12 protein-coding genes are annotated in these 12,689 nt (G+C 69.7%); 6 read left to right on the top strand and 6 right to left on the bottom strand.

The window, feature by feature from the left end; translation table 11 throughout:
* Positions 1-109 precede the first annotated feature (109 nt).
* Positions 110-769 (top strand): spherulation-specific family 4 protein, encoded by a 660-nt coding sequence (locus ACFYXH_RS34015; protein ID WP_389571343.1) that lies wholly within the window; start codon positions 110-112, stop codon positions 767-769.
* A complete protein-coding gene (locus tag ACFYXH_RS34010; protein ID WP_389571340.1) occupies positions 766-1,575 on the top strand; it encodes an endo alpha-1,4 polygalactosaminidase in 810 nt (269 codons plus the stop codon). The genes ACFYXH_RS34015 and ACFYXH_RS34010 overlap by 4 nt, the downstream gene beginning before the upstream one ends.
* Positions 1,576-1,604: 29 nt before the next feature.
* Here the strand turns inward: ACFYXH_RS34010 and ACFYXH_RS34005 are convergent, their stop codons facing one another.
* The 4 genes from ACFYXH_RS34005 to ACFYXH_RS33990 all read right to left on the bottom strand — a co-directional run bounded on the left by ACFYXH_RS34005 (position 1,605) and on the right by ACFYXH_RS33990 (position 5,493).
* Positions 1,605-2,021 carry an ATP-binding protein gene (locus ACFYXH_RS34005; protein WP_389571338.1) on the bottom strand — a complete coding sequence of 139 codons (417 nt, stop codon included), beginning with the start codon at positions 2,019-2,021 and terminating at the stop codon, positions 1,605-1,607.
* A 174-nt stretch (positions 2,022-2,195) separates the two neighbouring features.
* Positions 2,196-3,413, bottom strand: a complete 1,218-nt coding sequence (gene glgC / locus ACFYXH_RS34000; protein ID WP_389571335.1) for a glucose-1-phosphate adenylyltransferase — start codon at positions 3,411-3,413, stop codon at positions 2,196-2,198.
* Between the two features lie 37 nt (positions 3,414-3,450).
* Entirely contained in the window at positions 3,451-4,614 is a 1,164-nt protein-coding gene (glgA, locus tag ACFYXH_RS33995) for a glycogen synthase (RefSeq protein WP_389571333.1), read from the bottom strand.
* 159 nt (positions 4,615-4,773) lie between these two features.
* Positions 4,774-5,493 carry a (2Fe-2S)-binding protein gene (locus ACFYXH_RS33990; protein ID WP_389571330.1) on the bottom strand — a complete coding sequence of 240 codons (720 nt, stop codon included), beginning with the start codon at positions 5,491-5,493 and terminating at the stop codon, positions 4,774-4,776.
* Between the two features lie 284 nt (positions 5,494-5,777).
* On the opposite strand from ACFYXH_RS33990, the gene ACFYXH_RS33985 reads away from it, so the two are divergent.
* Positions 5,778-6,836 carry a DMT family transporter gene (locus ACFYXH_RS33985; RefSeq protein WP_389571327.1) on the top strand — a complete coding sequence of 353 codons (1,059 nt, stop codon included), beginning with the start codon at positions 5,778-5,780 and terminating at the stop codon, positions 6,834-6,836.
* Here the strand turns inward: ACFYXH_RS33985 and ACFYXH_RS33980 are convergent.
* Both ACFYXH_RS33980 and ACFYXH_RS33975 read right to left on the bottom strand, forming a co-directional pair.
* Positions 6,738-7,982, bottom strand: a complete 1,245-nt coding sequence (locus ACFYXH_RS33980) for a transglycosylase family protein (protein ID WP_389571324.1) — start codon at positions 7,980-7,982, stop codon at positions 6,738-6,740. The genes ACFYXH_RS33985 and ACFYXH_RS33980 overlap by 99 nt on opposite strands.
* A gap of 78 nt (positions 7,983-8,060) precedes the next feature.
* Complete coding sequence (locus ACFYXH_RS33975; RefSeq protein ID WP_389571321.1) at positions 8,061-9,335, bottom strand: ROK family protein; 1,275 nt, start codon at positions 9,333-9,335, stop codon at positions 8,061-8,063.
* Between the two features lie 142 nt (positions 9,336-9,477).
* On the opposite strand from ACFYXH_RS33975, the gene ACFYXH_RS33970 reads away from it, so the two are divergent.
* From ACFYXH_RS33970 to ACFYXH_RS33960, 3 genes are read left to right on the top strand one after another with little or no spacing between them, the layout of a single operon-like run.
* Positions 9,478-10,791 carry an ABC transporter substrate-binding protein gene (locus ACFYXH_RS33970; protein ID WP_389571318.1) on the top strand — a complete coding sequence of 438 codons (1,314 nt, stop codon included), beginning with the start codon at positions 9,478-9,480 and terminating at the stop codon, positions 10,789-10,791.
* 10 nt (positions 10,792-10,801) lie between these two features.
* Complete coding sequence (locus ACFYXH_RS33965) at positions 10,802-11,806, top strand: carbohydrate ABC transporter permease (protein ID WP_389571316.1); 1,005 nt, start codon at positions 10,802-10,804, stop codon at positions 11,804-11,806.
* On the top strand, positions 11,799-12,662 hold the full coding sequence (locus ACFYXH_RS33960; RefSeq protein WP_362683294.1) for a carbohydrate ABC transporter permease: 864 nt from the start codon (positions 11,799-11,801) through the stop codon (positions 12,660-12,662). Before ACFYXH_RS33965 ends, ACFYXH_RS33960 begins: the two co-directional genes overlap by 8 nt.
* Positions 12,663-12,689: the final 27 nt, after the last annotated feature.

The following is a 12,689-nucleotide window of genomic DNA, read 5'->3' as shown; positions in this document are numbered from 1 at the left end:
CCGCAGAGACGCGCGCACCGGCGGCAAGCATCCGGCCCGCGCCCGGCAACCACCGGCCGCGCCCCGGCGATCCGGTCTCCGCCGGCACGGCATCGGAGGGCCGTCACGCATGACACTCCTCGTGCCGATGTACGTCCACCCCGCCGTCAACCCCGACGCCTGGAACGTCCTCGTCGCCTCCGCACCACTCCTCTACGGCGTGGTGCTCAATATCGATGACGGACCCGGCAACGCCCCCGACCCGGCGTTCGCCGCCGCCGTCCGCGCGCTGCGGGCGGCCGGTGTACGGGTGCTGGGATACGCGGACACCGACTACGGGCGCCGCCCGGCCCGGGCGGTCGTGCACGACTTCGAGCGCTACCGCGACTGGTACGCCACAGACGGATTCTTCCTCGACCAGGTCGCTCCCGACGCGGCCGGGCTGCGCCACTACCGGCGGCTGACCCGTGCCGCCCGGGCTCGCGGCGGGCAGACCGTCGCGCTCAACCCGGGCGTCCATCCTGCCGCCGGCTACGCGGCGCTCGCCGATCTGCTGGTCACCTTCGAGGGCGGCTGGGACTCCTACCGGGCGGCTCCGGCCGCCCCGTCCTGGACCGCCGGTCATCCGCCCGCCCGCTTCTGTCACCTGGTGCACGGGGTGCCGGCCGGGCTCTGCGGGCTCGCCGCCCGTACCGCGGAACTCCGCCGTGCCGCGGTGCACTGCGCCGTACCCGGCCACGGGCCCAACCCGTGGTCGGCCCTGCCGCCCGTTCTCCGGAAGGCCTCATGAAATGCACGACCCGGCTGCGGACCGTGATCCTCGGCCTCGTCCTTCTGCTGCTGGCAGCCTGCTCGGCCCCGCCTCCGGACCCCACCCCGGATCACCCCACTGCTGGACCGCGCTGGCTGCCGCGGCCCGGTACCGCCTGGCAGTGGCAGCTCGACGGCCCGATCGACGACCGGGTCGACGTACCGGTCTACGACATCGACGGCTTCGAGAACGACGCGGCGACCGTCCGCCGGCTCCACCGGGCCGGCCGCAAGGTCATCTGCTACATCAACGCCGGCGCGTGGGAGTCCTTCCGCCCCGACCACAAGAACTTCTCCGCTGCCGTCCTGGGCGGCCAGAACGGCTGGGAGGGCGAACGCTGGCTGGACATCCGCCGTCTCGACACCCTCCGCCCGCTGATGGCCGAGCGCATGGACATCTGCCGGTCACGCGGCTTCGACGCGGTCGAGCCCGATCTGCTGGACGCCTATCTCAACGAGACCGGCTTTCCGCTGACCGCCGCGCACCAGCTCGCGTACAACCGCATGATCGCGCGTCTCGCGCACGAGCGCGGCCTGTCGGTGGGGCTGAAGAACGATCTGCCTCAAGTGCCCCAGCTGGTGGGCGATTTCGACTTCGCCGTGAACGAGGAATGCGCGCAGTACGGCGACTGCGCGGCGCTGACACCGTTTGTAAAGGCCGGCAAGGCGGTCTTCCATGTCGAGTACGCGCTCCCGGTCGACAAGTTCTGCAAGCGTGCTCGCCAGCTGGGGCTCAGTTCCATGCGCAAGAAGCTCGATCTGGGGGTGTGGCGCCAGCCGTGCTGAGGGCACGGCTCGAGGAGAGTCGCTCTCCTTCAGCTCGAGGCGAGCACGGCCTGTACCGTCTTGCCGCCGCCGGGTCCGCCGCGCACGGCGAAGTGCTGCGCGAGCTGACGCACCAACGCGATGCCCCGCCCGCCCTCGTCCGTCTCCTGCGCTGAACACCACCGCGGCGGTATGGGACTGCTGTCCTCCACTTCGACGGTGACCAGTCCGGTGTCGATGTGCAGCCGGAGTCGGCAGCCGCTGCGGCCGTGCCGGGTGGCATTGGTGACGAGCTCCGAGACGACCAGGGTCACGTCTTCCACCTGGTCCCCGGACACCTCCTCGCCGCGTCCGCTGGTGAGGAAGGCGGTCGTCAGATGCCGCGCCCAGCGGGCCGATGTCTCTGCCTGCGGCAGGGTGTACGTCGCGCATGCGGCTCGCCGACGGGCTTGCCTGTGCGCACGCATGGAATCACTCCGTTCTTCACTAGGCAGTCTTCAATCGGCAGCCGGTTCAGGCCAAGAAAACCGACCGAGGCAGCCGTCGGAGGCGTCCACGCAACGACAGGCCCCTCACCCCTGTGATTCCCGGGTGGCACGATCGGCAATCAGCCGCGGGGCCTGTCTTTGGGCCGGCAAGCCTCACAGCACGCGCCGGCCCTTCCCCAGCGCGATGACTCCGTTCTTCGAGACGGTGTAAAGCTCCTGGTCGCGCTCTGGGTTGACGCCGATCGTCGCGCCCGGCGGGACATCCACGTTCTTGTCCAGGATCGAGCCACGCACCACCGCACCCCGACCGATGCGAACGTTGTCGTGGAGGACCGAGCCCTGCACCACCGCCCCCTCTCCGACGACGACGCCGGGCGAGAGCACGGACCGGGTGACCTGGCCGCGGACGACACAGCCGGGGCTGATGATCGACTCGCTCGCGATGCCCGCGCCGATGAGGCGGGCGGGCGGCAGCTGGCCGGAGTGGGTGTAGAGGGGCCAGCGCCGGTTGTCGAGGTCGAAGACCGGGCGGTCCGGAATCAGATCCATATGGGCTTCGTAGTACGTGTCGATGGTGCCCACATCACGCCAGTAACCGTGCTCCCGCGTACTCTCACCGGGCACATGGTTCTCATCGAAGTCGTAGAGCTGTGCCACACCGCGCTCGGTGAGCATCGGCAGTATCGAGCCGCCCATGTCATGGACCGAGCGCTCGTCCTCGGCGTCCCGGTGGAGAGCGTCCACGAGCACCTTGGTGGAGAAGAGGTAGTTGCCCATGGAGGCGAATACCCGCTCGGGGTCGCCCGGCAGCCCCGGCGGGTCGGCGGGCTTCTCCAGGAACCGCTCGACCCGGGCACCGTCGGAGGCGGGTGTGATGATCCCGAAGGAGGACGCTTCGGCGCGCGGCACCTTGATCCCGGCGACGGTGACGCCGGCGCCGCTCTCGATGTGCCGCTGCAGCATCTGCCGCGGGTCCATCCGGTAGACGTGATCGGCGCCGAACACCGCGATGTAGTCGGGCTGTTCGTCGTTGACGAGGTTGAGTGACTGCAGGATCGCGTCCGCACTGCCGAGATACCAGCGCCGGCCGAGCCGCTGCTGGGCCGGTACGGGCGTGACATAGTTGCCGAGCAGACTCGACATCCGCCAGGTGGTGGTCACATGGCGGTCCAGCGAGTGCGACTTGTACTGGGTCAGTACGCAGATGCGCAGGATGTCGCCGTTGACGAGGCTGGAGAGGACGAAATCGACGAGCCGGTACATGCCGCCGAAGGTCACCGCCGGTTTTGCCCGGTCGGCGGTGAGTGGCATCAGCCGCTTGCCCTCCCCGCCGGCCAGTACGATTCCGAGCACCGAAGGTCCACCGCGCATCGCGCCCCCTCTATGCGTGCCATGCCCGCCATGGCCGCTATGGCTGTTTGAGCAACTCCTCGTACACCTCGTACGTGCGCCGGGCCACCTGGTCCCAGCCGAACTCACGTACCGCGCGATCCCGTCCGGCCGCGCCCATCCTCGCTGCCTCCCCGGCGTCGTCGAGAACCCGGTTCACCGACTGGGTGAGACCCGACTCGAAGGCTTCGGGGTGAGCGGCGTCGTAGGGCACGAGCAGTCCCGTGCGTCCGTCGTCCACGACCTCGGGGATGCCGCCGACCGCCGACGCGACGACGGCCGTTCCGCAGGCCATGGCCTCCAGATTGACGATGCCCAGCGGCTCGTACACCGAGGGGCAGACGAACACCGCGGCATGGCTGAGGAGTTGGATGACCTGCGGGCGCGGCAGCATTTCGGGAATCCAGTGCACCCCGTCGCGTACGCGGTCCAGCTCCTCGACCAGCTCCCGGAACTCACGTCCGATCTCCGGGGTGTCGGGGGCGCCGGCCGCCAGCACCAGCTGGGCATCCGGGTCGAAGGAGCGGGCGGCGCGCAGCAGATGCGGGACGCCCTTCTGCCGGGTGATACGGCCGACGAAGAGGACGAACGGGCGGTGCGGGTCGAGGCCGATCCGCTCGAGTGCGGTCGTCTCGTGATCGGGGCGGTACATACGGGTGTCGATGCCGTTGTGGACGACATGCACCCGGTCCGGATCGAGGGCGGGATAGCAGGCGAGGATGTCGGCGCGCATACCGCGGGAGACGGCGATCACCGCGTCCGCGGCCTCGATCGCCGTACGCTCGGCCCAGCTGGAGAGGGCGTAGCCGCCGCCCAGCTGCTCGGCCTTCCAGGGGCGCAGCGGCTCCAGCGAGTGCGCGGTCATCACATGCGGTACGCCGTGGAGCAGCTTGGCGAGATGACCGGCGAGATTGGCGTACCAGGTGTGGGAGTGGACCAGTTCGCGGCCCTGGAGCTCGGCGGCCATCGCGAGGTCGACGGAGAAGGTGCGCAGTGCGTCGTTCGCGCCGTCGAGTCCGGCGAGCGGCTGGTGGCGCAGGACCCCTTCGGCCGCGCCCTCGCCCCAGCAGTGCACCTCGATGTCGGCGAGGGCTCGTAACTCCCGGGCCAGGAACTCCACATGGACCCCGGCGCCCCCGTAGACGTCCGGCGGAAACTCGCGCGTGAGCAGTCCCACCTTCACGAAGACTCACCTCGCGAAGGCGTTTGGTTCAGCCCCAGTGGCCCGCTTTTCGGCCGGGGGGCCGACCCGCGGCGGAGCCGCAAACGGGGACTGCGTCCCCCGGGAAGAAACAGCACCCCACGATGGTCACTCACATACGGCGTCCGCGGAAGACCGCGGTCAGGACCGCTGCGCGGAGCGCCGCGGCGGACGGTCGAAGACGCAGTCACCGCACAGCCCGCCCCCCGGGCAGCGGTAGTAGAGACAGCAGCTGCGGCGCCGCAGCGCGGGACCGTGGACCGTGCCGGACAGATCGGGGTGGGCGAAGAGTCCGGCGGCGAGCGCCGATGCCCGTTCGCCCACTTCCGGCCGGCCGCTGCGCCGCGCCCAGGCGTGGAGTTCGCGTACGGCCCCGGCGAGTGCGGAGCCCGCGTTGCCCCACAGCAGTTGCCGGGAGATCCGTACGTCGCCGTGGAGCGCATCCGCCAGGGGGACCAGGTGGCCGTACTGCACCACCTCGCGGACCGTTTCCGCGGTCGCCGGCAGCGGATGTGCGACGGTCAGCCGCAGATCGTCGGGCGCGCTGCTGTCCGGGTCCCAGTGCAGCCGCGCGGGGTCGAGGTCGGGCAGCTGTCCGTGCAACGCGGCGGAGCCCAGCGCGACCGACCAGAGCCGGGCCGCGAGTCCCAGGTGGGCGATGGAGGCGGCGACCCTGCGCTCGGGGGCGCGAAGGCGGGCTGCGACCGTGTCGATACGGACCGTGAGCGGCGCTGTGTCGCCCGCGTACAGCCGCGCCAGCGGGAGCTGCCGCTCGCTCGGCGTGCCGGTCCGCAGGGCGAAGAAGCCACCGACGGAGCCCACCTCCTCCAGATCCACGCCCACGCTCCCGCTCTCTGTCATCACCCGTACGAGGTGTTCTGCCCCTGGCATGCGGACTGCCCGCACCAGGTCACCGTAGTCACGGCTCGCGATGCCCGGCCGAGGCGGGGACACTGGACGGAGAACGCCGTATGCGTCCATATGGGTGAGTACGTCTTGGAATCGAGCCGGTCGGTCTCCCCCTCGCCGACGTGCGCCCCCGCCGAGAGGGGGATTTGACCAACGCGCGTACTACTTCGGCAGTAGGTCCAAGTGCCTGCTCAAGGACGACGACGTGAACGCTGAAGCGGGAGATCGTGGTCTCTATGAGTTCCCTCGCGCTGGCCGTGGTGCTGTCACTGGTCTCCGCGGTCGCTTATGCGGCCGGGGCGATCACGCAGGAGCATGTCGCTGCCTCCACCTCGGCCCGGCCGTACGCACCGCTGCACCACGCCGCGTGGTGGGGCGCCGTCGCTCTCAACGGGCTCGGCGCCGTGCTGCATGTGATGGCGCTGGCGTACGGGCCGCTGAGCCTGGTCCAGCCGCTCGGCGCGCTGACAATCGTCTTCGCGCTGCCGATGGCGGCTCTGTTCGTACGGCGCAGGGCGGGGGCCGCCGCCTGGCGCGGCGCGATCATGGCGACCGCCGGGCTGGCCGGGCTGCTGGCGCTGACCGGCACGTCCGCCTCCCACTCGTTGGACGGCGGGCAGCGCGGGTTGCTGGCCGCCGCGACCTTCGGCGGTGTGGCGCTGCTCTTCCTGGCCGCCCAGACCGTGAACCGGCCGATCATCCGCAGTGTGCTGCTCGCCGCCGCCGCGGGTGTGGCCTTCGGTATCGCCTCGGTGTTCACCAAAACCGTCGCGGTGGACTGGACGTGGTCCGCGCCGCTCGACCAGTGGCCGAGCCTGCTGGTGATCGCCGCCCTGGCCTGCGGTGGTCTGCTGCTCTCCCAGTCCTCCTACCACGGCGCGGGACTCGCTGCCCCGCTGGCCACGGTCACGGTCGTCAATCCGGTGGTGGCGGCCGCTGTCGGCATCACGATGTTCGGTGAGACCTTCCGGTACGGCGTGCCGGGCACCGTGTTCGCGCTCGGCTTCGGTGCCGTGGCGGCGGGCGGGCTGATGCTGCTGACGACGGAGCGGATCAAGGCGACGCGCGCGGAGGCGGAATCACCAGCGGAGGCGGACGTGCGGATGCGCCCCTCGCAACAGCCGGTCCGCCGATCGGAACCGCGGATGCGCCACGTGGAACCCCGAGGGCGCCACGTACCTCCGCACGGGCGCCCGTCAGACGGAGACGCCGCCCGATCTGAGATAGGCGACGGGATCGATGTCGGACCCGTATCCGGGACCCGTACGCACCTCGAAATGGAGATGCGGCCCTGAGCTGTTGCCGGTGGACCCCGAGCGTGCGATCCGCTGACCGCTGCTGACCTGCTGGCCGGAGCGCACGGTGAGCGCCGACAGATGCGCGTACTGGCTGTACTTGCCGTCCGCGTGGCGGATCACGACCTGATAGCCGTACGCGCCGCCCCAGCCGGCCGAGACGACGCGGCCGGAGGCGACGGCCTTCACCGAGGTGCCGGTGGGGACCGGGAAGTCCAGGCCGGTGTGGTAGCCACTGGCCCACGAGGAGCCGGGCTTGCCGTAGGGGGTGCCGGGGCTCGCTTGCACGGGGGCGCTGAAGCCGCTCCGGTGCGCGGGCTTGGCCGCGTCCACCTGCTTGGGCGCCTGCTTCTTGGGAGCCTGCTGCTTGGGCCGCTCCTGCTTCGGTGCCTGCTTGGGCTGGGCCTGCTTCGGTGCCTGCTGCTTGGGCTGGGCCTTCGGCTTCTGCTTGGCCGGCGCAGCGGACGGGACGGGCCTCGGGTCGGGCTTGGGAGCCTCGACGCGCAGGATCAGCTTCTGGCCCGGGTGGATGAGGTCGGGGTCGGGGCCGACGACGGTGCGGTTCTGTGCGTACAGTTGATGCCAGCCGCCCCTGACCTGCTCGGAGTCCGCGATCTTGGAGAGTGAGTCGCCGCGGGCGACCGTGTAGCCCTCGCGATGTGTGGGCACGGTGGTCGGCGTGGCCTTCTTCGGCGCTGCCTTGCGTTCGTATCTGTGCTCACTCTGCGGCGCTAATCGCCTCGCCGGTGCGATGTCGGGGGCGTCACCGCCACGGGTGAGCCCGGCGCGGGCGGAGCAGACGGGCCAGGCCCCGGGCCCCTGCCCCTTGAGGACCCTCTCGGCGACGGCTATCTGCTGGTCCTTGCCGGCGAGATCCGCACGCGGGGCGAACTCCCTGCCCCCGTACGCCTCCCAGGTGGACTGGGTGAACTGCAGCCCGCCGTAGTAGCCGTTGCCGGTGTTGATCTTCCAGTTGTTGGTGGACTCGCAGGACGCGACCTTCTCCCAGACGTCCACCGAGGCGGCATGGGTCGTGCCCGCGCCGATGAGCGGCAGAGCCATGCCCGCACCGCCCGCCGTGACAGTGAGAGAAGCACGGTTGATGCGGCTCGGCTGGTATCGACGGTGCCGACCGGTTGCGGCCATCTTGGGACTCCCCCACTGATATGCAGGTCACATCACAAGCGGCCAAACTAGGTGCACGGCAGGCGCCATGACAAGGGGTCAGCTCCCGCGCACTGTGGCCCGGGTGACGGCCGGCGGCCGACTGCCGCCGCGCGCCAGGAAGTCGGCGAGCGGCAGTGTCGCAGCGCCGACGGTGACCGCGTCCGGACCGAGCTGTCCCAGTTCGATGGTGGTGCGGGCGCCCGCGTGGCGCAGGGCGTACTCCCCCGCGTACCGGCGCACTTCGGGGAGGAGATGCGGGCCGAGCAGCAGTCCGGCCCAGCCGCCGAGCAGGATGCGTTCGGGCCGGAAGAGGTTGATCAGGTCGGCGACGGCCGCACCCAGGTACTCGGCGGTGTCGTCGAGCAGTGAAAGTGCCACCGGCTCGGGCTCGGGGCCGTCCGGGCCGGGGAAGGCCGCGGCGAGCAGCGCGGCCAGCGCGGTCTCGTCGTCGACGTCGGCCGCCGGCGGTCCGCCCGCCTCCTGCCAGCGCTCGCGCAGCGCTTCCGCGCCCGCGTACGCCTCCAGACAGCCGAGAGAGCCGCAGCGGCACCGTCGTCCCCGGATCCGTACGGTCGTATGGCCCCATTCGAGCGCACTGCTGGTGGCGTTCTCGTCGGGCGTAGCGGCGTGCACGACACAGGCGCCGACTCCGGAGCCGATGAGCGCGACGGCGGCCTCGCGGGCGCCGCGGCCGCCGCCGAACCACATTTCGGCCTGGCCGAGCGTCTTGGCGCCGTTGTCGATGAACAGCGGTACTTCTGGGGGCAGTTCGACGGCGGCGCGGAGGAGCTTCTCGAAGGGCACGGCGCTCCAGCCGATGGTCTGGCCGTGTACGACCGCGCCGTCGGGGGTGTCCTGTTCGATGATTCCGGGGACGCCGATCCCGATGCCGAGAAGACCCGTCGCGTCTGCGTCCGCGTCCCGCAGGACGTCGGAGACGCCGGTGCGGACATGGGCGACGATGCGCTCGACGTCGTAGCCGTGCTGGGCCAGCGGGCGTTCGGTGCGGGCGAGTTCGGTGAGCGAGAGGTCGAAGAGTTCGACGCGTACGCGGGTCTCACCGATGTCGATGCCGATCACCAGTCCGCCGCCGGGGGTGACGCGCAGCAGGGTGCGCGGCCGGCCGCCGTCGGAGTCGACCACTCCGGCCTCCTCCAGCACTCCCTCGGCGACGAGCTCCGAGACGACGTTGCTGATGGATCCTGAACTCAGCCCGGTAGCGGGGCCGAGCTCCTGGCGGCTCAACGGGCCGTCGAAATACAACCGTTGCAGTACCCGGGCGCGGTTGCCGCGCCGCAGGTCGCGCACTGTCCGTCTGTTGCGCTCCGCCATGGTGCTCCTTCCCTGGACGCAACATACCCCGGCCGCAGACCTTGACGCGAACTTCCCTCACCTCTTAAATCACGGCATGAATTAAGCCAGGGAGACCGTTCGGGAACCGAACGCAGCCACCCCCGGGAAGGGGCCACCTCTCATGCGCACGATCAGAGCCGCAGCAGCCGTCACCGTCGTCACCGCACTCGCCGCCGTCGCAGGCTGCGGCGGAGGCACCTCCGCCGACGGAGGCGGCAGCAACGAATCGCCCAAGACGCTCACGTACTGGGCCTCCAATCAGGGCCCCGACGTCGAAGCCGACAAGAAGATCCTCACACCCGAACTCAAGAAGTTCGAGCAGCAGACGGGCATCAAGGTCAAGCTCGAGGTGGTCCCCTGGTCCGATCTCCTCAACCGGATCCTCGCCGCCACCACGTCCGGCCAGGGCCCCGACGTCCTCAACATAGGCAACACCTGGTCGGCCTCCCTCCAGGCGACCGGCGCGCTGCTGCCCTGGGACCGGAAGAACTTCGACGCGATCGGCGGACGTGACCGCTTCGTCGGTTCGGCGGTCGCCTCGGCCGGGGCGGAGGGCAAGGACCCCGCGGCCGTACCGCTGTACTCGCTCGCGTACGCGCTCTACTACAACAAGAAGATGTTCGCCGAGGCGGGCATCTCGCAGCCGCCGGCCACCTGGGACCAGCTCGTCGCGGACGGCAAGAAGCTCTCGAAGAACGGGAAGTGGGCGCTGGGCGCCGAGGGCGGAAACCTCGCGAACAACATCCACCAGGTCTTTGTGCTCGGAAAGCAGCACGGCGCGGACTTCTTCGACTCCTCGGCCAAGCCCACCTTCACCTCGGACGGCGCAGTCGCCGCAGTGAAGCAGTATGTCGACTTCATGGCCAAGGACAAGATCATCGCTCCCGGCAACGCGGAGTACGCCCAGAACCAGTCCCTCCAGGACTTCGCACGCGGCAAGACGGCCATGGTGCTGTGGCAGGCCGCCGCCTCGACGTTCGCCGCTCAGGGCATGAAGCCCGCGGACTGGGGCGTGGCGCCCGTACCGGTCCCGGCCGGCGCTCCCGGCACCGGCCGGAACACCAACTCCATGGTCGCGGGCATCAATATGGCGGTCTTCAAGAACACGAAGAACATCGACGGCGCCAAGAAGTTCGTGAAGTTCATGACGAGCGACGCCGAGCAGAAGCTGCTCAACAAGACGTACGGATCCATTCCGCCGGTCAAGGCCGCGCAGCAGGACCCGGCGTTCTCCGCGCCCGATCTGAAGGTCCTGCGCGACACGCTGACCGCCAGCGCCGCCCCTCTGCCCCAGGTGCCGACCGAGTCGCAGTTCGAGACGGCTGTCGGCACCGCCGTCAAGGAGCTGTGGGCGGACGCCGCGGCCGGACTGCCGGTGACGACCGAGTCCGTCAAGGCACGCCTGGCCAAGGCCCAGCAGCAGATGCAGCAGTGAGGGCTTCCCTATGACCATCGTGGCTCCCGGCCGGACGGACCGGGCCGACAGCGGTGCGAGCTCGGGCAAGGGGGACGCGCGCAGACGACTTCCGCGTATCCCGGACCGTATCCGCCACGGCGGCCTGCCCTATCTCCTACTCCTGCCGGCCGTCGTGCTCGAACTGCTCGTCCATCTCATTCCGATGGTCATGGGCATCGTGATGAGCTTCCGCCGGCTCACGCAGTTCTACATCCGCAACTGGGGCGAGGCTCCCTGGGCGGCGCTCGACAACTACAAGGTCGCCGTCGACTTCGACGCGCCGATCGGCCAGGCCCTGCTCCACTCCTTCTACGTCACCTGCCTGTTCACCGTCTTCGCCGTCGGACTGTCCTGGCTGTTCGGCGTCGGTGCGGCGATCATGATGCAGGAGAACTTCCGCGGCCGCGGCTTCCTGCGGGCCGTCTTCCTCACCCCGTACGCCCTGCCGGTGTACGCCGCCGTCATCACCTGGGCCTTCATGTTCCAGCGCGACAACGGCCTGATCAACCACGTGCTGCACGACCAACTCGGCCTCACCGACCAGCCGTCCTTCTGGCTGATCGGCGACAACAGCTTCATCGCGCTGGTCGTGGTCGCGGTCTGGAAGTCCTGGCCGTTCGCCTTCCTCATCGTCATGGCGGGGCTGCAGAACATCCCCCGCGAGCTGTACGAGGCGGCGGCGATCGACGGCGCAGGCGTCTGGCAGCAGATCCGCAAGATCACGCTGCCGTCGCTGCGCCCGGTCAACCAGGTACTGGTGCTCGTGCTGTTCCTGTGGACCTTCAACGACTTCAACACGCCGTATGTGCTGTTCGGCAGGGCCGCTCCGGAGGCCGCCGACCTGATCTCGGTCCATATCTACCAGTCGTCGTTCGTCGCCTGGAACTTCGGCTCCGGATCCGCGATGTCCGTCCTGCTGCTGCTGTTCCTGCTGCTGGTGACGGCCGTCTATCTGCTGCTCACCTCCCGTGGAAGGAGGGGCGCCGATGCCTAGGCCGCCCAGGTCTCCGAGCGCGCCGCCGCAGTCGTTCCTCTGGACGCGCCGCGTCGTGCTGACGTTCCTCACGGCGTTCGCACTGCTTCCCGTCTATGTGATGGTCAGCAGCTCGGTCAAGCCGCTGCAGGACGTGTCGGGGAAGTTCCAGTGGATTCCGTCGGGGCTCACGATCCGGCCGTACTTCGACATCTGGAACACCGTTCCGCTCGCCCGCTACTTCCTCAACTCACTGATCGTGGCTGGTGCGGCGACCGTCCTGTCGGTGGTGATCGCGGTGTTCGCCGCGTACGCCGTGAGCCGCTACCGATTCCGCGGCCGACGGGTCTTCACCATCACCGTGCTGTCCACCCAGATGTTCCCCGGCATCCTCTTCCTGCTCCCGCTGTTCCTGATCTTCGTCAATATCGGGAACAGCACCGGCATCGCCCTGTACGGCTCACGCGGCGGGCTGATCCTCACCTATCTGACGTTCTCGCTCCCCTTCTCCATCTGGATGCTGATCGGCTACTTCGACTCGATCCCGCGGGATCTGGACGAGGCCGCGATGGTGGACGGCTGCGGACCGCTCGGCGCGCTCTTCCGGGTCGTGGTGCCGGCCGCTGTCCCCGGCATCGTCGCCGTGGCCGTCTACGCGTTCATGACGGCCTGGGGCGAAGTCCTGTTCGCCTCCGTGATGACGAACGACGTCACCCGCACGCTCTCCGTCGGGCTCAAGGGCTACGCCACCCAGAACGACGTCTACTGGAACCAGGTCATGGCCGCTTCCCTCGTCGTCAGCGTGCCCGTCGTCGCCGGGTTCCTGCTGCTCCAGCGCTATCTCGTCGCCGGCCTCACCGCGGGCGCCGTCAAGTGATCCGTCCCCCGACCCCAGCAGAAAGGC

It is taken from the genome of Streptomyces sp. NPDC002730 (assembly GCF_042888805.1).
In the GTDB taxonomy this organism is placed as follows: Bacteria; Actinomycetota; Actinomycetes; order Streptomycetales; family Streptomycetaceae; genus Streptomyces.
The sequence above is the reverse complement of the archived record's forward strand: the minus strand, read 5'-3'. Positions and strand labels throughout refer to the sequence as shown.

Excerpts from the sequence above, each read along its gene's own strand:
- ACFYXH_RS33980 (WP_389571324.1), bottom strand. The coding sequence starts at position 7,982 with ATGGCCGCAACCGGTCGGCACCGTCGATACCAGCCGAGCCGCATCAAC.
- ACFYXH_RS34015 (WP_389571343.1), top strand. The coding sequence starts at position 110 with ATGACACTCCTCGTGCCGATGTACGTCCACCCCGCCGTCAACCCCGAC.
- ACFYXH_RS34010 (WP_389571340.1), top strand. The coding sequence starts at position 766 with ATGAAATGCACGACCCGGCTGCGGACCGTGATCCTCGGCCTCGTCCTT.
- ACFYXH_RS33985 (WP_389571327.1), top strand. The coding sequence starts at position 5,778 with ATGAGTTCCCTCGCGCTGGCCGTGGTGCTGTCACTGGTCTCCGCGGTC.
- glgC (WP_389571335.1), bottom strand. The coding sequence starts at position 3,413 with ATGCGCGGTGGACCTTCGGTGCTCGGAATCGTACTGGCCGGCGGGGAG.
- ACFYXH_RS33960 (WP_362683294.1), top strand. The coding sequence starts at position 11,799 with ATGCCTAGGCCGCCCAGGTCTCCGAGCGCGCCGCCGCAGTCGTTCCTC.
- ACFYXH_RS33975 (WP_389571321.1), bottom strand. The coding sequence starts at position 9,335 with ATGGCGGAGCGCAACAGACGGACAGTGCGCGACCTGCGGCGCGGCAAC.
- ACFYXH_RS33990 (WP_389571330.1), bottom strand. The coding sequence starts at position 5,493 with ATGACAGAGAGCGGGAGCGTGGGCGTGGATCTGGAGGAGGTGGGCTCC.
- ACFYXH_RS33965 (WP_389571316.1), top strand. The coding sequence starts at position 10,802 with ATGACCATCGTGGCTCCCGGCCGGACGGACCGGGCCGACAGCGGTGCG.
- ACFYXH_RS34005 (WP_389571338.1), bottom strand. The coding sequence starts at position 2,021 with ATGCGTGCGCACAGGCAAGCCCGTCGGCGAGCCGCATGCGCGACGTAC.
- ACFYXH_RS33970 (WP_389571318.1), top strand. The coding sequence starts at position 9,478 with ATGCGCACGATCAGAGCCGCAGCAGCCGTCACCGTCGTCACCGCACTC.